The organism is Nitrospirillum guanabarense, assembly GCF_034653355.1.
Lineage (GTDB): Bacteria > Pseudomonadota > Alphaproteobacteria > Azospirillales > Azospirillaceae > Nitrospirillum.
Genome location: NZ_JAYEER010000003.1, coordinates 551,013 through 569,875 on the forward strand (window position 1 = coordinate 551,013; position 18,863 = coordinate 569,875).

The 18,863-nt window shown below is 66.7% G+C and carries 20 protein-coding genes; 17 read left to right on the plus strand and 3 right to left on the minus strand.

Annotated features, from left to right (window positions below):
* The first annotated feature begins 1 nt into the window (after position 1).
* From UAA55_RS11965 to UAA55_RS12045, 17 genes are all read left to right on the plus strand, one after another.
* Complete coding sequence (locus UAA55_RS11965; protein WP_322952982.1) at positions 2–565, plus strand: hypothetical protein; 564 nt, start codon at positions 2–4, stop codon at positions 563–565.
* A complete protein-coding gene (locus UAA55_RS11970; protein WP_322952983.1) occupies positions 550–3,873 on the plus strand; it encodes a hypothetical protein in 3,324 nt (1,107 codons plus the stop codon). The genes UAA55_RS11965 and UAA55_RS11970 overlap by 16 nt, the downstream gene beginning before the upstream one ends.
* Positions 3,874–3,878: 5 nt before the next feature.
* Positions 3,879–6,848, plus strand: coding sequence for a hypothetical protein (locus UAA55_RS11975; protein WP_322952984.1), 2,970 nt, complete (start codon positions 3,879–3,881; stop codon positions 6,846–6,848).
* Positions 6,849–6,851: 3 nt separating this feature from the next.
* Complete coding sequence (locus UAA55_RS11980) at positions 6,852–8,366, plus strand: hypothetical protein (protein ID WP_322952986.1); 1,515 nt, start codon at positions 6,852–6,854, stop codon at positions 8,364–8,366.
* 4 nt (positions 8,367–8,370) lie between these two features.
* Complete coding sequence (locus UAA55_RS11985; RefSeq protein ID WP_322952988.1) at positions 8,371–9,246, plus strand: hypothetical protein; 876 nt, start codon at positions 8,371–8,373, stop codon at positions 9,244–9,246.
* Positions 9,246–12,179 carry a hypothetical protein gene (locus UAA55_RS11990; RefSeq protein WP_322952990.1) on the plus strand — a complete coding sequence of 978 codons (2,934 nt, stop codon included), beginning with the start codon at positions 9,246–9,248 and terminating at the stop codon, positions 12,177–12,179. Before UAA55_RS11985 ends, UAA55_RS11990 begins: the two co-directional genes overlap by 1 nt.
* 11 nt (positions 12,180–12,190) lie before the next feature.
* Positions 12,191–12,979, plus strand: a complete 789-nt coding sequence (locus tag UAA55_RS11995) for a hypothetical protein (RefSeq protein WP_322952991.1) — start codon at positions 12,191–12,193, stop codon at positions 12,977–12,979.
* Positions 12,980–13,117: 138 nt separating this feature from the next.
* On the plus strand, positions 13,118–13,501 hold the full coding sequence (locus tag UAA55_RS12000) for a hypothetical protein (protein ID WP_322952993.1): 384 nt from the start codon (positions 13,118–13,120) through the stop codon (positions 13,499–13,501).
* Positions 13,498–13,710, plus strand: a complete 213-nt coding sequence (locus tag UAA55_RS12005) for a hypothetical protein (protein WP_322952994.1) — start codon at positions 13,498–13,500, stop codon at positions 13,708–13,710. The genes UAA55_RS12000 and UAA55_RS12005 overlap by 4 nt, the downstream gene beginning before the upstream one ends.
* 4 nt (positions 13,711–13,714) lie before the next feature.
* Positions 13,715–14,164, plus strand: a complete 450-nt coding sequence (locus tag UAA55_RS12010) for a structural protein (protein WP_322952995.1) — start codon at positions 13,715–13,717, stop codon at positions 14,162–14,164.
* A 108-nt stretch (positions 14,165–14,272) separates the two neighbouring features.
* Positions 14,273–14,551, plus strand: coding sequence for a hypothetical protein (locus UAA55_RS12015; protein ID WP_322952996.1), 279 nt, complete (start codon positions 14,273–14,275; stop codon positions 14,549–14,551).
* Between the two features lie 59 nt (positions 14,552–14,610).
* Complete coding sequence (locus tag UAA55_RS12020; protein ID WP_322952997.1) at positions 14,611–15,069, plus strand: 3TM-type holin; 459 nt, start codon at positions 14,611–14,613, stop codon at positions 15,067–15,069.
* Positions 15,066–15,509, plus strand: coding sequence for a hypothetical protein (locus UAA55_RS12025; RefSeq protein WP_322952998.1), 444 nt, complete (start codon positions 15,066–15,068; stop codon positions 15,507–15,509). Before UAA55_RS12020 ends, UAA55_RS12025 begins: the two co-directional genes overlap by 4 nt.
* A 3-nt stretch (positions 15,510–15,512) precedes the next feature.
* Positions 15,513–15,638, plus strand: coding sequence for a hypothetical protein (locus tag UAA55_RS12030; RefSeq protein WP_322952999.1), 126 nt, complete (start codon positions 15,513–15,515; stop codon positions 15,636–15,638).
* Between the two features lie 125 nt (positions 15,639–15,763).
* On the plus strand, positions 15,764–16,033 hold the full coding sequence (locus UAA55_RS12035; protein ID WP_322953001.1) for a hypothetical protein: 270 nt from the start codon (positions 15,764–15,766) through the stop codon (positions 16,031–16,033).
* A gap of 341 nt (positions 16,034–16,374) precedes the next feature.
* Positions 16,375–16,722, plus strand: coding sequence for a hypothetical protein (locus tag UAA55_RS12040; protein ID WP_322953004.1), 348 nt, complete (start codon positions 16,375–16,377; stop codon positions 16,720–16,722).
* 25 nt (positions 16,723–16,747) lie between these two features.
* Positions 16,748–17,446, plus strand: coding sequence for an SOS response-associated peptidase (locus tag UAA55_RS12045; protein ID WP_322953005.1), 699 nt, complete (start codon positions 16,748–16,750; stop codon positions 17,444–17,446).
* Between the two features lie 59 nt (positions 17,447–17,505).
* Here UAA55_RS12045 and UAA55_RS12050 read toward each other — a convergent pair whose 3' ends face one another.
* From UAA55_RS12050 to UAA55_RS12060, 3 genes are all read right to left on the minus strand, one after another.
* Positions 17,506–17,697: a hypothetical protein gene (locus tag UAA55_RS12050; protein WP_322953006.1), complete on the minus strand. Its 192-nt coding sequence runs from the start codon at positions 17,695–17,697 to the stop codon at positions 17,506–17,508.
* Positions 17,698–17,948: 251 nt separating this feature from the next.
* Positions 17,949–18,194 (minus strand): hypothetical protein, encoded by a 246-nt coding sequence (locus tag UAA55_RS12055; RefSeq protein ID WP_322953007.1) that lies wholly within the window; start codon positions 18,192–18,194, stop codon positions 17,949–17,951.
* 10 nt (positions 18,195–18,204) lie between these two features.
* On the minus strand, positions 18,205–18,561 hold the full coding sequence (locus tag UAA55_RS12060) for a hypothetical protein (RefSeq protein ID WP_322953008.1): 357 nt from the start codon (positions 18,559–18,561) through the stop codon (positions 18,205–18,207).
* Positions 18,562–18,863: the final 302 nt, after the last annotated feature.

Genomic DNA, 18,863 nt, shown 5'->3' on the forward strand with positions numbered 1-18,863 from the left:
CGTGGCCGGTACCACCTACACCTTCCGCTATCAGGGTGAGGGGTTCGACCAGCTACGCCAGGAAATCGACAGCACGGCGGCAAGCGCCACCAAGATGGGGGGTGCCTTCGTCGATAGCGTCGGCAAGGCCGGAGCGGCGCTGGATACGCTGCCCGCCAAGGTACAGCGCGCCAAGGCCGACGCCCTGTCGGAAAGCCTGTCGCGCTTGGAGGGTGCGCTTGACCCCGCCGTGGCCAAGGCCCGTCAGATGTCCGACGCCCTGGATGTGATCCAGGCAGCCAACCAGCAAGGCTTGATCGGCCTCACCCGCCGTGCCGAGTTGGAAGACCAGGTAGCGGCCAAGTTCGGGGTTGGTGGCGCTGCAGCCCGTGAGGCCGCCGCCGCGCAGGCCGCCGCCGCCGCGGCGCAAGCGCAGGCCGCGCGCGATTTCGATGCCCTGCAACGCGCTATCGATCCGGCCTATGCCGCCCAAGCCCGTTTCACGGATGAGGTGGCCCGCGCCAAGGCTGTGCTGGACGCCGTGGGGGCTAGCGAAGCGACCGCGCCCGCGTGCTGGCGGCCGTGACGCAGGCCTATGACCCTGCGATCAAGGCGGCGAATGACCTGGCGGCGGCGCAGGCCAAGGAAGCCGCTGCATCCGCCGCCGCCGCTGCTGCTGCTGCCCAAGCGCAAGCGCAAGCGGCACGGAACTATGACCTGCTGCAGCGGTCCATTGACCCCGCCTATGCGGCGCAGGCCCGCTTTGATGATGAAATGGCCAAGGCCAAGGCTGTTTTGGACGCCGTGGGGGCTAGCGAAGCGGACCGCGCCCGCGTGCTGGCGGCCGTGACGCAGGCCTATGACCCTGCGATCAAGGCGGCGAATGACCTGGCGGCGGCGCAGGCCAAGGAAGCCGCCGCTTCTGCCGCTGCTGCTGCGGCTGCCGCGCAAGCGCAGGCGGCGGCGGCCCGGAATTATGACCTGTTGCAGCGGTCCATTGACCCCGCCTATGCGGCGCAGGCCCGCTTTGACGATGAAATGGCCAAGGCCAAGGCGGTTCTGGACGCCGTGGGGGCCAGTGAGGAAAACCGCAGTCGTATCCTGGTGGGCGTGGCCCAAGCGTATGATCCCGCCATCAAGGCCGCGCGCGACCTGGCCGCCGCCCAGGCAAAGGAAGCGGCGGATTTCAGCGCGCTTAAGGCCAGCATCGATCCCGTTTATGCGGCGGAACTGCGCCTTGCCGAGGCGCGCAAGACGCTTACCGCTGCCCACGCCAATGGCCTGATCACGGATGAGGAACAGGCGGCCATGTTGCGGCGCCTGGGGGATGGTGCCGCCTTCTCCAAAACGCAGGTTCAGATCCTGCAATCCGGCTTCATCAACTTCTTCCAGTCCGTGGGTGCCGGCCTGCCCCTTGGTCAGGTCGCGCTGACCCAGGCGCTGCAGACCGCGCCGGCCTTCGCCAATGTCGCGGCGACGGCCGCGCTGGTCGCCGGTCCCTTGCTGGCCATCGGTGCCGCCGCCGCCGTCGTCGGGTCGCGCATCGCCTCCATGAACAGCGAGACGCGCGCCTTCGCGGTTGAACTGAAGACCCTGAACCCGCTGGCGGGGGTGACGGCGGACCAGCTGCGCAACATCGGCTTTGCCGTTGCGGACCAGGATCATATCTCGCGCACCGACGCCAACTCCGCCCTGTCCGCCATCGTGGCGGTGCGGAACAACAACAGTTCCGCCGCGCTGATCCAGCAAGAGGCGGCCTTGGCCGGCGATGTCGCGGCGGCCAAGGGCGGGGACATCGCCGGCTGGGCGACGAAACTGGCGGAAGGCCTGGCCGGTGGCGCCGCCGGAGTGCGCGCCCTGGACCAGGAGCTGAAGTTCCTGACGCCGGATGAGTACGCGTCCGTGCTGGTGATGGACCAGCATAATCAGCGCCTGCAGGTTATCCAGACGGCGGTTGCCGCCCTGCAACGGCAGTACGGCGGGGCCGCCAAGAGCATCAAATCCGACCTGGGGGACGCTTTCCACGATGTGGCCCGCGCCTGGGATGAGATGGTCGACCACATCGCCAAGACGGATTGGGCGCAAAAGGCCGCGCGGTCCGTGGCGAACAGCTTCACCGACATTGCGAAGTGGGCGGCCAATGACCCGGGCGCCAAGGCGGCCAATGCCTCAAAGGCCTTGCTGGTGGACGCCGCGAATGGCGGCCCCAGCATCTTCGGCGTCTCCACCGATAAGCTGTTCAGCCAGATGGTCGACGGCGTCACGGGGGCGTTGGAGGCCTACGCGGGACGCCAAAACACCGGTGGCCCCACCATCACCTGGACGCCCCTGTCCCCTGCCGCCAACGGCAACACCGCCAGCTATCTGGGCAACAGCTACGGCGATCTGACGAAGGAGGATCGCGACTATCTCCAGGGCCTGACCGAGGACTACACCCGGAATGCCCAGGCCCTGGCGGCCAATGCCAACGAACGGCAGGCCGCGATAGCGCGCATCACCGCCGAAAAGGAAGCCCTGGACAAGGGGCGCACCGCCACGGCCGCCAAGGCGGCGGGCGATATCGCCGCCGCGGGGGTGGTGGCGCAACTGCGTACCGCCTATGACGACAATTACCAGGTTCAGAAGCTGACGCTGAGCGGCAACCTTGCTGTCGCCCAGGCTTATGACATCTCCACCGCCGCCGGCCTGAAAGAGGCGACGGTGTTGCAGGTCGCCAAAGAGGCCCTGACCAATAAGATCATCGCGGAAAATCAGGAGGCTGAGGTCCAGCGGCGCCTGAAGCTGGCGGCCGGGGAAAGTTATGTTGCCCTGGCGCAGCAGATGGCGCAGTTGCAGGTATCGACCGCGCAGCAGACCGCCTTGGCGGGGGCGTCCGCTCTCGGCGCCCGTGCCGTGACGGATTTGACCATCGCCATCCAGGCGGAAACTATGGTCGAAAAGGCGAGGAATGACGCCCTCGCCGCCGGCATGCCCCTGACGGCGCAGGACATTGATCTGCGCCGCAAGAAAATCGAGGCATCCCTACAGCAGCAGGAGTTGGATAGGGAGACGGCCGCCGCCAATGCGGCCCTGCGCTCCGCCAACGACAACAACGCGTATCTCCAGACTGAAATCGCCACTCTCGGCATGGACAGCGCTGCCCGCGCCGTTCTCCTGGCCCGTATGAAGGAGGAGCAACAGCTCCGCGAACAGCAGCCGGTCCTGTTCGACAAAGAAACCGGGGCCGCGAACGCGACGGCGCGGGCTTTGATCGACGCCGCCGGCCAGACGGCGGCCCTGACGGTGGAGCAAGAGCGCCTGACCGCCGCCTATCAGACGTTCAGCGACTTGGGCAACAGCACCTTCGACGCCATCGTCCAGAAGGTGGTGACCGCGTCGGATGCCACGGCCTCATGGAAAGACGTGTTCCATGGCCTTGTGGCGGAGATCGAGACGGCCGGCTTGAAGCTGGCGGCCTTGAACCCGCTCAAGAACTGGCTGTCGGGCGACAATAAGCTGCCCACGCTCAGCGATCTGACCAAGCTCACGGGGAATACCCAAGGCGGCGCCGGTTCCGGCACGTCCAGCGGGAGCGCCGCGAACGATAACCCGCTCGCCATCAACACCGGCACCGGCCTGTTGAAGTACCTGGACATCGGTGGTTCGTCCAGCAACGGAACGGGGGCCGCCGCCGGTTCCGCCGCGCAGTCTGGGGGCTGGCTGTCCGGCCTGGGGTCCATCAATTGGGCGGGAACGCTGGGCATCGCGGGTGCGTCCGCCGCCGTTGCCGGCTTGCTGGGCAACCTGTTCGGTCAATCGGACATTCAGCAGCGTAACAGCAGCATCTTCGGCGCCTTCCTGGGGGTATCCCCGGCTCCATCCTGGGCAGCATCTTCGGCCCCGGCAAAAGCGTAGGTCCCGTGGGCCAGATTGGCATCACACAGGCCAACCTGGGCGCGGGCCAGGTGGTGGGCGTGGGTCCCGTTGGCGTGGACAACGGCGCCGACAAGTCGCAGGCGACACAGTACGCCAAGACGGCCGTGACCGCGATCAACAGCGCGGCCCAGACGGCGGGCCTGTCGCAACTGGTGCTGACCCAGAACAGCGGGTTCCTGAACGGCAACTACATCGAAACCATCGGCGGTAAGATCAACGTCTTCGTCGACGGCGTTAAGAAGGTGTTCGACGATGGCGACGCCGCCATTGCCGACTTCGCCAAGCGCCTCTTGCAGGACGATCACACCGGCACCCTGTCCGATGACGTCAAGAAGGCCCTGGAGAACACCAAGGCGACCACCAGCGATGAGCTGAACAGCGATATCGCCTTCGCCAAGAGCTTCCGCGACACGCTGGCCTCATACTCCAAGGGCCTGGCGGCGGCGGATGACGTCCAGGTCCAGGCGCAGACCACCATCGTCAGCACCATCCAGTCGCTGGAGGATTTCCGGGAGACGACCAAGTCCCTGGGGCTGGATACCGACGCGGCGAACAAGGCAACCAGCGACCGGCTGAAATCCATTCTGGGCATCACTCCCGCTCCGGCTACGCTGGACGCGGCGCAGCAGGCCGTCGCCAAGATCGACGGCGCCGTCCAGGGCGCCCTGCCCTACCTGGCGGAATTCGGGATCAGCATCGATGACGTGACGGCGGCGGCGAAGAACGCCAAGGCGCAGTTGCTGTCCGGCACGCTGAATGACCTGGCGGGGATGTACCTGCAGGCAGGCGATGCGGCGGAACAGGCGGCCTATGCCGAAAAGCAACTGATCGCGCAACGGGCGCAGTACCTCACCGACGTCCAGGCGGAGGGCGGTGGTCAGGACGCCATTGACCAGGTCAACAAGACGTTCGCGCGCCTGTTCCAGAACGTGGTGACCAGTGCCGGCCTGTCGGCTGATCAAGTGGCCAAGCTGATCACCCTGGTGCCGGAGCTGACGGGCCAGGTTCAGGCCTACAGCGCGGCCGTGGCCGATGCCACGGACACCACGGCGGCGGCCGCCAAGGCGCAGGCCCTGGCGCAGGGCAAATCCACCTACCTCGATGCCCTGGGCATCACGCCCACGGGTGTCCAGGCCCTGACGGCGGCGCTGTCGGGTTCCAGCGGGCTGGACGCCATCATCACCGCCGTGGCGGGCGATATTGACGCCCTGAACGCCGCGGCGTCCACGGGCGCCGATGCCACCGGCACGTTCAGCGACGCGTTCAACGCGATGACCGACCTGTTGACCCGGGGCAAGATCAGCGCGTCGGACTACACATCCGCGCTCGGCGTCGTCACCAACGCCTACAAGTCCAGCGCCTCCGCCGCCAGCCAGGCCGCGTCGCAGCTGTATAGCGCGGGCGCCAACATCCAGGCCTATATCGACAAGACGAAGTCGGGCGGCGTCGCCAGCTACCTGTCGCCCACGGACCAGCTGAGCAATGCAAAGACGGCCTATCAGACGCAATTGGGCCTTGCCCAGGCCGGCAACAGCACAGCCCTGGGCAACATCACCCAATACGCGGATACCTACATCCAGGACATAATCAAGACGATGGGGTCGGGCACCGACACCACGGCCACCATCAATGCGGTTCTGGCCCAACTGTCCGCTCTGCCCGCGACCAAGAGCTATAACGACCAAAGCCTGGCCCTGCTGGGGCAGATCGCGGCCAACACCAACCAAGCCGCCGTCTACCTGGCGGCGGCGGACGCGAACAGCGACAGCCAGATCACCTGGGCTGAATTCCAGACCTGGGGCACGGCGAACACCAGCCAGCTTCTGGCCATCGGCCGGCTGCTGAACCTGCCGGGTGGCGGCGACCTGGCCAGCATCTACGCCGCCATCGACGTGAACGGCGACGGCACAATCAGCCAGGTGGAACAGACGCGCATCGCCCTGCTGGCGGGCCTGCAGGGCGTCGCCACGCCGACCGGTGCCCAGGTGGCGCAGCAGCTGGCGCCCTATTTCACGACCCTGACCAGCGCCACCAACGGCACCCTTACCGAGGCCACCTTCAAGACGGTGTTGTCGGGCAAGGCCAGCGACGCCACGCTGACAGCCTGGTTCAAGACGTTGGACACCAACGGCGACAACTTGGTGAGCGCGGTGGAGGCGGCCCGTGCCGCCATCGTGGCCAGCGTCAACGGCACCGCCCCGCCCTCCGCGCAGGCCATCGCGGGGCAGTTGTCCGGGTGGTTCAACACCCTGACGGCGAACACCAGCGGCCTGCTGACGCGGGACACGTTCAACGGCGTGCTGTCCGGCGTTGCCACCAACGATGTGCTGAACTCCATCTGGAGGAAGCTGGACAGCAACAACGACGGCCAAATCAGCAAGCTGGAACTGATCAACGCGTCCACCGGCACCGTGTCCGACAACGTCAGCGATCTGAGCGGCAGCAGTTCCAACGGCAACACGCTCGGCGACATGATCACCCAAGTCTATCGCGGCAACGTCGATAGACTGAACATCTACAACCTCACCCGGGCCGTCCTGGATGACCTGAACAGGTGGTCGCTCAAGATCACCTACAACACCGCCAGCACGGCGCAGACGATGGGCGGTACATACGCCTATGCCGGCGGCACCGACTACCACCCCGGCGGGTGGGCCATCGTGGGTGAGCGTGGGCCGGAAATTGCGTGGATGCCTACGGGAACCAAGGTCTGGCCCAACGGCGTGATGCCCACCGCCTCCAACCTCGGCGCCACCGGTGGCGGTACGGCCGGGATCGAGGCTCGCCTTGATCGGGTGGTCGCGGCCCTGGAACGGCTGGTTGATCAAACCGGACAGGGCAATGACGACAACAGCCGCGCCCTGTCCGCCGTGGCGGGGGAGGTTCGGGCCGTCGCGAACGCCGTTCGCAGCCCCGCCGGCGTGGGCGGCATGGTCACCATCGGGCGGAGATAAGCCATGCCCTACCTGTTGGAGGTCCAGCCCTATGACCCAGCCATCGGTGGCACCCGCACGCTGTATTTCAGCGATACGGGCTTTGTGACCGAACCGGGGGATGCGCCCGCGAACACGTACTATCGCCGTTTCCTGGACATTCCTCTGGCGGAAAGCCGCAGCCTGGGCACCGGCACGTCCATAGGCGGCTATTCCACCCCCGCCAGCGGCACCATCACCCTGGCCAATGACAATGGGCAGCTGGACGGCCTGGCGGCCTACAGCTGGGAAGGCCGCCCCTATCGCCTGCTGTGGACCACCAAGGCCAAGCCGACCCTGGCGGACTTCGCGCAGTTGCGCGCCGGGGTCATTGACCAGGTGGTGGTGGGCAATGACTGCCAGATCCAGACGCTGGACCGATCCGCCCTGTTCGACGTCTCCGCCCTGCCCCACACGTTCGCCGGCACGGGCGGGGCGGAGGGCACGGCGGAGATGAAGGGGCGGTACAAGCCCCGGTGCCTGGGCCAGCCGCCGCAGTTCACGCCCATCCTGGTGGATGCCGCCAACCTGGTCTACCTGATCGACGCGGACGGCTATTCCTCCGTCTTCGACCTGCGCGATGGCGGCAAGCCGCTGCCGTCCAGCAAGGGCGATTACGCGACTTATGCCGCCCTGATCGCGGCGGACCTGACTGGGTTCGACTATGCGACGTGTAAGGCGGCGGGGCTGGTCCGCCTGCGCGTGGCCACGTCCAGCGACTTCACCTTGTCCTGCCAGGGCGTCGCCCCCGGCGGCACCTGGATCAGCAGCTTTGCCGACCTGGTGAAGTTCCTCCTGACCACCTCCGCCGGCCTCACCACGGCGGACCTGGACCTGGCCAGCTTTGCCGCCTTCAACGCCTTGCAACCGGCCCCCCTGGAGTATTGGGCGGATGGCGGCAGCCAGGTCACGGTGCGCGCCATCATTGATGAGCTTGCGGACACGGTGGGGGCGTTCTGGGGCTTCGGCCTGAACAACCTGATGCAGTTGGGGCGGTATGACCCACCCAAGATGGTGGCGGATTACAGCTTCACCGAGCGGCAGATTGTCGAGCTGACGCCCCAGCCCGCGGCGCGGCGCCTGCGCAACATCCGGCTGAGCTATGAGCATCACTACACCCGCCTGACCACGGCCACCCTTATCGCGGCGGCGACCCCGGCGGCGGACCAGCCCCGGCTGTTGGCGGACATGCTGTGGACCGACCCCAAAACCAACGCGTCCGTCGCCGCCGCCTGCCTGCTGTATTACGACGCCGATGTGCAGACGCATTTCGTCAACAAGGCGGATGCGGAGGCGGAGCGCGACCGCAGGTCTATCGTCTACGGCAACGCCGCCATGCCCTTCATCGTCACCGTGCCCCTGACGCAGGGGCTGGACGTGGGCTGCACCGTCCGCCTCACCAGCCCGCGCTACATGCTGTCCGCCGGCCACAACCTCACCGTCATAACGGTGGACGGCGGCGGCAACGACGAAACCATGAAACTGACGGTAAGGGGCTGATCCCGTGGGCAACGCTGTCCTGCTGCTGAACGACCAATCCCGGGTCGGAACCCTGACCAGCGCCGGCACGGCGGCCTCCGTGGAGACGGGTGGCCTGTCGGTGCAAAATCTGCTGACGCAGGACCCGACGGAGGTCGCCCGCTTCACCGGCATGGGGGCGGCGGGCGCCTATGCCCGCCTGAAATGGGACCTGGGGGCGTTGAAGGCCGTCACATGCCTTGCCATCGTCAACCATAATGCCACGACTGCGGCCACCTACCAGGTGGGGATGAGCAACAACGTGGACCTGTCGTCCCCCGTCCTCACGCCCACCCCGGCCAAGTTCTGGCTACCCACCGTTCCCTGGGGGTCTTTGCCCTGGGGCGCCTTCCCCTGGGATGGGGTGGACAAGACCGCCTATCCCACCATGCCCATCACGTTCCTGCTGTTCGATACGCCGGTGTTTGGCCGCTATCTGTGGGTGGATATCGCGGACCCCACCAACCCCGCCGGCTACTGGCAGGCGGGACGCGTCATGTTTGGTGCCGCCAACCGCCCCGCCGTCAATTTCGCCTACGGCAACAGCATCCGGATTATCGACCCGTCGCAGGACCGCACCACCCGGGCCAGTGCCCGCCAGGTCGACGTCCGCCCCCGCTATCGCGAGCTGACGCTGCCGATGCAGTTCCAGACCCAGGGGGACGCGATGGGGGTCTATCACGACTTCATGATGCGGGGCATTGGACAAGAGGTGTTCGTGGTCATGGACCCGGATGCCCCGCCGTGGGTGCTTGCCCGTCAGATGTTCTATTGCGCGCTGTCCAGCATGCCTGGCGATGGCGTCGCCAATACCAGCTTCAAGCGCTGGACCTGGTCCCCAACATTCCGGGAGTTGATCTGATGTCCGTTTTCAACGGCCGCACCTATACCGCCGCCATGTTCAGCGGCGCGGATGGCTACCAATACGCCGCCCTGTGGGACCAGTTCTTTTCCGACGTGCTGATCGAGATCGGCAACAGCAGCCCCAGCCTGGTGATGCAGTCGGTCAACGCCCTGGTGGCCATCGTCCAGGGATATGCCGCACAGGCCCTGGCATCCGCGCAGGCGGCTGTGGCCGTCAGCGGCTTGTCCAACCTGGGGGCCTATGCCGGCAAGGTCGCGGACGGCGCCATCCTATGCATGTTCGTCTATGACCGGTCGCGTGACCGCGACGGCGGCGCCTGGGCGAAAACTTGCACCTGGCAAAGTTGGGTGAGCGAGGTCGCCAGCGGCACACGCGGGGCGCGGCGCGACTTCCCCAACCTGTCGCTGATCGTCGTCTACACCAGCGGGACCCTGGTCATCTATGACTGTGACCAGGCCGCGCCCGCCATGTGGATGGTGTTCACCTTGGGCCTGTCCCTGCGGGGATATGGCGCCGTCAATCGCGTCATCATGCGCGACGGGATTTTGTACCGGACCAGCAACACAGGCACGGACGGCGACCTGTATGTCTGGGATTTCGTGGCTGACGCCTGCTGGTACGCCCATGTGGGCGGCACCTTCCGGCCGGATCGCTATCGCGTGATCGACCGCAACACGGGTGCCGGGGGCAGCACCGTCATCGGCCCGGCCATCGGCTCATCCCAATGCACGGACCTGGCGATCACGGTGCAGCCCGGCGCGGCCTTGGATGCCACCGGGCGCGCCAAGCACAGCGTCATCGTGGCCCACACCAACGGGTTTTCCGCCATCCATCCCGCCGGCACGGTCAATATCGCGGCGACCGGCGGCTATGTCGGTATCGCGGTGCTGGAAGGTGAGCGGATAGCGGCGATCCTGGCGAGCAACAGCAACGTCATTGATATCGGTCCCGTCCCCTACGCTTCCGCCTCCCGCGCGGCATGGTTCCAGTACCTGTATGGGTCCGGGACATCCGGTTCCGCGGGCGCTATGTCCCGCCCCGACAGCAGCGGCATGACCGGTGTGATCCCCGGCGCGGTGCGCAACGCCGCTGGTGTCTGGCGCTTCATCGAGGACGCGGTGAACCCGGCCGCCGGCCTGCAAGCCATGATCACGGCCGGTGGGAACGCCTACGCCGGCGGTGGGGCGTTCAATACTGGCTGGATGCCGGGAGACTGCCGCCTCGCCCTGTCCACCACGGCCACGGGCAGCATCACCGCCAGTGGGGAGCTGGTGACCAATGGTACGTTCACGTCCACCGCCGGCTGGACGGCGTATCAGGGCGCCACGCTGGCGGCGTCCAGCAACACCCTGACCATCACCAACACGACGGCGACCAACGGCTTGGCCTATCAGACCATCGCCACGGTGGCGGGCCAAACCTACCTGGTGACGGTGGACGCGGTGGGTGGCACGTCGACGGTGGCCGTCGTCAGCGCCGGATCATCCATCAACAACAACGATCTGGGCCAGGTCCTGACGGGCACGACAACCGGGGCTATCCGGTTGCAGTTCACCGCCAAGGGGGCGACTACCTATATCAACCTGGTCGCGGATAACGGTTCCGGCCACACCATCGGGTACAAGAATTGCTCCGTGCAATTGGCCGAACCGGATCGGTCGACCAAGGCGGTGGCCCTGCAGGTCAAGGGCATCCTGACCCGCCAGCTGGTGGCCACCAGTCCGCAGAATGCGGAACTGGCGGCCTGGTCCGGGTTCAGTGTCAGCAACTACCTGACGCGTCCCTGGACATCGGCGGACGAATACGGCGCGGGCGCCACCAGCGGCGTGATCTGGGTATGCCCCAGCGTTATCGGCAACACACAGGTCTGGATCAGCCGGGACAGCACCGCCCAAAGCGCGCGCGTCGTCGTGGGCGCCAATACGGCGGGCCAACCGTATGTGGTGTTGTCAGACGGCACCCTCACCTTCAGCGCCAGTTCCTCCCGCGCCCTGCTGGCCAATGTCTGGGCCCAGCTCGCCTGGGTTCGGCGCGCCAACAACACCTTGGAGCTGTGGCAGGATGGTGTCCGCGTCGCGGTCGCCAACATCAGCGGCCTGGGCAGCATCAACAACGCCAGCGCGTCGCTGTACATCGGCGTCACGGCGCAGGGCACCAGCCCCGCCAGCGGCGCCCTGACGTTGCCCCGCATGTCCGCCACCGAGATTTCGCCCGAACAGATCGCCATCATGTACCGGGACGAACGGCAAATGATGCAAGGCGGCGCCAAGGTCACCCTGGGGGGCGCACTGTCATCCGTCCAGGCCATGGCCTGGGACCCCGACACCCGCCAGTACTATTTCAGCAAGGGTGATGGGACGGCGGTGTTCAGCGGCCTGGTCCGCGCCGCCTATCAGGCGGCCCTGGCGGGCAGCACGAGCGACAACCATCAACAGGTGGCGGCGGCGGCCGGCGCCTTCGCCGTCGGCACCAGTGCCCAGGTGGTGGCCAGCCTACCCGCGCTGGTCCTGCGGGACGCCATCCTGGACAACCGTGACAAGGTGCGCCCCGTCGACCCCAACCACATCGTGTTCCCGGAGGCGCCCACCAACGACAACACGCCCACCATCCTGGCCAGGATCCCGGTATCGGAATACGACCAGGGCCAGGTGACGTTCGACGTGGTGGCGGTGGAGGACAGCGCGGCACCCACGGAAACCGCCGGCTATCAAATCCGCGTGCGCTACAGCCGCCTGCCCAACGGCAGTGTGACCGTGGCGAATGTCCAGCACATCGCCACCGACGTGGAAAATACCACCACCATGGATGTGACGGGGGTGGCGGACGGCCTCAACAACATCTGCCTACAGGGCATCGGGGTGACGGGCAAGCGCATCCGCTGGGGCTGTGCCGCCACCACCACCCGCGCCGGCTACACCCGCTACGCTTAAGGAGGCTGCCCATGCTGCGCTCAACCGACATGCGCGACCTGTACCCCAACGGCCGGTACTTGCACCGGTGGGGGATCATCGACGGCTGGCCCCGCTGCGTCGCCGCCCCCCTGACCCTCGTGGAAGAGGAATGCGCCCCCATCGCCCGCCATTTGGCCGTGAACGCCGCGGCGCGGTCCCTGGTGGCGGCGGCGGACGCCTATGAGGCGGCTGTGGCGCTGATCGCCTCACCCTGCCCGCCGGACACCCTTGCGGCGGGGCCGGATGATGAGGCGGCCCCCAACCCCGCCCATGCCGCATGGGTGGACGCCTCCGCCCTGGTGGCCGGCGCCGATGCCGATCTGCTGAACCTGGTGTCCACGCGTGCCGGCACCTTGCCCGTGGATGAGTTCGACGCGCCCATCGGCGCCTTCGCGTTCGACCCGCCGGACCCGCCGGCATTCGCCCTCGGCACGGAAACGGCGGATTGGAATGGCACGTCCTGGACCGTGCGCCCTCTGACGGCGGATGAGGCGGTGACCTGGCGGGCTATCATGGCGGTGAAATACCCGCGCCGCATGTCCGCCAGCGACCTGGTGGTGCGGCTGCTGACCCCGGCGGAGTGGGCGGCCATCGTGGAGGATGCCCACCCCACGGCCGGCGGCCCGGCTCTGGGCAACCTGCTGATTGGGGCGGGTACCCAATACGTGGACCTGGACAGCGCCCGCACCGCCGGGCAGCTGCAGGATTGGGTGGACCGGGGGTTGATCACAGCCGACCGCATGGCCTGGATCCTGACCGGCATGCCGCCGGCCGCCTGACCAAAAAAGCGGGGTACGAACGCCGTTCGCGACAACCGCCCGCCCTCCGGCGGGCTTTTTCATGCCTGCCCCGTGGGGCGAAAGATGGGGGACTGAATGGAGATGGAGGGCGTAGGGGGTGCTGGCCCGGTGGTCAGCATGCTGGTGTCCACGCTGGCCGTGGCGGTGTCTGCCCTGGCCCACCGCAAGGCGGGCCGCCGCCGGCCGCCGGACGACGACGAGGCCGAGGGCACGCCGTCCGCCAAGGTGGCGGTGCTGGCCAGCGGCCTTGCCGTGCTGGTCGCGCGCATGGATCGCGCGGAACGAGACATCGCCAACGATAAGCAGGGTCGCCAGGCCGTCGCGGACGCCCTGGCGGAAATCAAGGTGATCGCCGCGCGGCTCACCGACCTGACCAAGGACATGGATGCCATCGCGGCGAAACAGGATCGCCAAAGCGCCAACTTGGACCGTGTCCACACCCGCATCGATGAACTGCACCATGCGGTCGTCGCCAACCCCATAGGGCGGCGTTCGGCATGACCGTCACCCACACCACCACCGACGCCGCCGGCATCCGCCGCGTGGTGGAGGGCACGCTGTGCAGCCTGGAATGGGTCCGCCTGATCGATGCCGACCGGGTGGAGCTGTGGGCCGGCGGCAAGCCCCTGCTGATCCTGACCGTCTCCGGCGCCTGCGAGGCCTACGCGGCCCTGGGGCGCGTCCTATCCCAACCCCACCACGAGAGGTGAAACCGTGAACGCCATCCCGCAGAAGGTCCCCCGGGGCATCCGCAACAACAACCCCTGCAACATCCGCAAGTCCCCCACCGTGTGGAACGGGCAGGCGGCGGATCAGAACGATGCGGCCTTCGTCGTCTTCAGGGCGCCGGAATTCGGGCTGCGCGCCGCGATGAAGATCATCCGGAACTACGGCGCCAAGTATGGCCTGGACACCGTGTCCAAGGTCATCAGCCGGTGGGCGCCCGACAACGAGAACGACACGGGGGCCTACATCGCCCACGTCGCCCGCTGCATGAAGGTGGGGGCGGACGACGGCCTGGACATGAGCGACGCGGACACGCTGCTGTCCATCGTCCGGGCCATGACATCGCAGGAAAACGGCCCTGCGCCCGCCGACCGGGGCGGAGACTGGTACCCGGACGTCACCTACCAGACGGCCCGCCGGCTCTACCTGGCGGCGTAGGCCAGCACACTACCTGACAGCAATCCGGGGCGCCTTGGGCGCCCTTTTTCATGCCGTGAGCATCCCTGGCGGCGGGTTGGCCGCCATAACCCTTGTGGAGTTTCCGCCATGACCACCGAAGTCACCATCCTGTCGAAAAAGCCCAACCACAATCCATTCCGCGTTCGCGTCATCCAGTTGCCTCAAGACGTGCTGAACGCCGCGATCGCCAAGGCGGCGGAGGAACACGCCGCCAGCTTGGCGATCACCTGTGGCCGCACGGTGGAGGAAATCGTCGCCTCCATCGTGCGGGAATTTGTCCTAGAACCGGGCCAGGTGGCGGAAAGCCATCGTGATTATGTCCATGACGGTTCCGTCATCGTGATCGACGAAATCCGGCCGTCCTAAGGACTGGATCGCGCAACGGGCCGCTCCACCGGGCGGCCCTTTTTCATGGGGTGGACACCATGGGCATCCTGCAAGACCTACTGTCGCCCGCCACGGGGGTAATCGCGCCCGTGGTGAACAAGCTTCTCGATTTCATTCCGGACCCCACGGCCAAAGCCCAGGCCGAAGCCGCCGCCTATAAGGAGGCGATGGACAGGGCGCAACAGCTGGACCTGGCACAGCTGGATGTGAACAAGGCGGAGGCGCAGTCCGGTTCCGTGTTCGTGGCGGGGTGGCGGCCTGGTGCCGGGTGGGTCTGCGTCGTGGCCCTGGCCCTGTGCTACTGGCCCAAGGCCATCGTCATGACATGGGTGTGGGTCTACCAGTCCTACACCCTGCTGGCGGCGAACCACATGGCGGCCCCGCCGCCCTTCCCGGACCTGGGCATCACTGACCTTCTGGGGTTGCTGGCCAGCATGCTGGGCATGAGCGGCCTGCGCACCTTCGAAAAGCTCAAGGGCGTCGCGAACACCAAATGACCGACGCCATCACCGGGCCCCGCGCCCTTATCACCGCCGCCATCGGCATCCTGCCCTGGATGGCCAGCGGCCTCATCGCCCTCCACAACCATCTCTCGAAAGGAAAGACCATGATCGATCCCACCCCGCCGGCCGTGCCGGCATCCCCCGCGCCCGTCGCTGGTCCCGCCCCCTTGCCGCCGGCCGGCGGCGTGGACGCCCCCGTCACCCCCACCTTGGGCGACCTGGCGGCGCAGCTGCGCGCCGCGACGGAGGAATTCCGCGACGCCCGTAGCGCCGCGGCGCAGGCTCGCCTGGCCCTGACGGCGGCTGAGGAAGGCAAGGCCGACGCCCTGGCCACCCTGACGGCGGCGCAGGACGCCTTTGGCAAGGCCTCCGCCGCCCTGATGGGCGACGCGTCCGGCGCCCTGGCCCTGGATGCCACCCCGGTGGAGGGCTGAGCCATGGAAAGGTTTACGGGCAAGTACGCGCCGGAACACTTGGAATACAAAGACCCCTGGTGGGTCGTGGGCGGCACGCTCGGGGCGGCCGTCGTCGTGCTGATCCTGGGGGCGCTGATCATCGGGTAGCCCCCATCCCCTTCGTCTTCCCCGATCCAAAGGCGGCGGTTCCCACCCGGGGCCGCCGCCTTTCTTTTTTGGGATGCCTTGACATCCGATACGGGGCGAGTCGTAATGTGAACGGAACGAGAACATTGAACGATGACGCCGCCATGTCCACCAAGGTTTTTGATAGCCTGACTGACCTGCCCGGGGGATGCACCATCGTCCTGCGCTGCCTGGACTGTAACCGGGAAAAACAGGTCACGGTCACGTTCCTGACCGCCGCCGGCATACCGTCGAACACCAACCCCTTCGACGTCCAGGCTGGGGCGATGCGGGCGAAAAAGCCCCTGGTCTGCCACCGTTGCAAGGGCCGCGACATCCTCAGCCGCCCCACCATGCAATGGCTGGGGCCGCGATAGCCGGCGGCGTGCCCTCCCGGTGGTATCGCGACGGCATGGGCTCAGTATTGCCGAGAAAATAGGCGCCATCCCCGCCAATGTTAACGGGTTTCGAGCGCCGGTTGCGTGCGGTGCCAGTAATACATAAGACTGACGTCCGAAAAGTTGTCCTGAAAGTCGCAATCTGACCGCAGCACTTTCTCCCGGTAACATCTCCACTGTGAAGCGATAAGCTCACGATTATTCAATTTATGCGCTTGACGGCCAGTGGCGACTTAAGCAACCTTGGCCTTGCCGCTTCCGGCACATCTCGTCACTGCCACCGTGGGCCCCATGGCCCGCGCCCGCCGAAGGTTTGCCCGATGCTGACCAACGCCGCCTCCCTCCCCGAGATCCATGCCCAGCTGCGCCTGTCCGAACGGCTGGCCTATGGGCTGCCGGATGGGGTGTGCGTGGGGCGGCGCGTCCAGCCGCCCCTGATCGTCCGCATGGCGCGCATCCGCCTGCGACAGCTGCACTGGCGCATGGTGGCGACGCCCTCCCCGGACGTGGCCGCCCTGTTGCTCAAGGTGCGCGTGTTCCTGAACGATTGGCAGCAGGGTGAGGGGCCGTGGACCGACGCCCTGGCGGACAGCATACAGGCGGACCTGGACCGCATGGCCGAGGGGCTTGCCATTGCCGACGGCGCGCGTACCGTACCATCGCCCTGATGGCCTCACCCTGATGGAGGTGCCCGTGTGCGGACGGTACAGCGTCACCCTGCCCCCCGAGGCCATGCGCGGCCTGTTCCGCACCACCAACCCCTTGCCCAACATCCAGCCCCGCTGGAACCTGGCGCCCACGCAACAGGGGCCGGTGGTGCGCCGGAACGCGGAGACGGGGGAGCGGTCGCTGGACCTGTTGCGCTGGGGCCTGCTGCCCAGCTGGTGCAAGGATGCCCGCGACGCGTACAAGATGATCAACGCCAAGGCGGAGACGGTGCGGGACAAACCCTCCTTCCGCCAGGCCTTCGCCAAGCGGCGCTGCCTGGTGCCGGCGACGGCGTACTATGAGTGGATGGCCACGGGGCCGAAGGATAAACAGCCCTATGCGATAGGCCTGGCCAGCGGCGAACCGATGGTGTTCGCGGGCCTGTGGGAAAACTGGCGCGACCCCGCGGCCGAGGGGGATGTGTGGATCCGGACCTACACCATCATCACCACCGACGCCGCCGCCAGCGTGGCCCACATCCACAACCGCATGCCGGCCGTCCTGCCTCCCGAGGCCTGGGCCACCTGGCTGGGGGAGGATGACGCGACGACAGATGCCGTGCACGCCCTGCTACAGCCCTCCCCGCCCGACGCGTTGACGTTCTGGCCCGTGGCCAAGGCGGTGGGCAACGTCCGAAACGAGGGCGCCGAACTGCTGCACCCCATCACGCCACCGGCCGCGTAGTCCGGGACACCGGCCGGCGTGCCGCCGCGACGAACGCCGTTCGGGGCTTCACCCTATGATCAGTTCTGGTTAGCGTCATCGCGCGCCTTGACAAGGGCCGCCGCCAGGCCGCGCACCTGTTGTATGGCGTCATCCTCATTTGGCACGATGACGCGAATTTCCCTCAGGCCGGCGGCAGCGCGACGCTGTTCCTTGGCGCGGGTGCGCTCCGCCGCAGACATCGGCGCTTCGCCTTTGGGTGTGCGTGCCATCGTCTCTTGATCCTCTGCGGCCCTTGTGGCCTACTATAGATGCGGACCTTAACTGTGTCCCTATCGGCTGGGTGGCGCCATCGGAAACGATGGCGCCGCTCGGCGCTAAGTCTTCTGTCAAATCGAGATGCTCGCGAGACAGGAAACTAGTTGCGGCTGGCACGTCCACCCGTTAACACGTAGATCCCAATCCTTCGGGGATGGGCGATGCAACGAATGCGGGGCGTCCTTCGGGGGCGCCCCCTTCGTTTTTAGGCCCGAGAAACGCGGGCGATCCCATCCTTGCGGGTGCCCAGCTTCCACCCGGACGGCAGATCGTGACCCTCAATAAGCGCATCCACGATAGCCGGCAACGCGGCGTGGCCGAACGCCAATTCCACATCGACGTCATGCCCCGCCCCGGTCAGGAATTTTCCGTTGGGTTCCTGGCGGATGCGGATACCCTCCATCAGCTTCCCGTCGCGGGCGATCTGTCCGTCAGAATAAACCGTCAGCATGATGCTCTCCTTAAGCGGCGCGATCGCGCAGGTAGCTGGAAATGAAGGTGCTGGCCATCGAGACGGACAGGGTGGAGTTACCAGCATTCAGACCGAACAGCGACCGCTCATCCTCGCCGCGCTCCGACATCAGGCCGGCCAGGAACCAAACTTGCTTCTGGGTAGCGGCGCGATGGCCAGCGCGAGAGGCAATCCGGTCGAGTTGGCGGGCCAAAGACTTGCGGTCCACCAGGATAGTGGTTTCACCGTTCCATGCCATCCGCAGGGCGGCGGCGATATACGTATGGGCGCAACCGCCGTGCTTGGCTGCGCCCTGACGGGCGATGTTCCAGGCTACCGTCATGATCCGCTTCGTCCGTTCCATCATCGCCTCCATCGGTCTTGATAGGGGGACAGTATCGTGACGGCGTCACGATATCAAGGGAGAAAGTGACGGCGTCACAAAAAGTCTTCGTCTGTCGAGATGCGGGCATAGCCAACAAGGCGAGGCTGAATATCAGGCAACGGTCACCTTCTGAAGCGGCAGGTCTCCTTGTGGTCGGACATTGTAGTCATTCCCGGATAGGTGGCAAGCCCGGTCACGGAAGCACCTTTTCCCCTTGCTCATCCGGCTTGGTCGCGTCGCGCTCGCGCCTGCGAAGCTCACGCTCCACTGCCTCGCGGATGAAC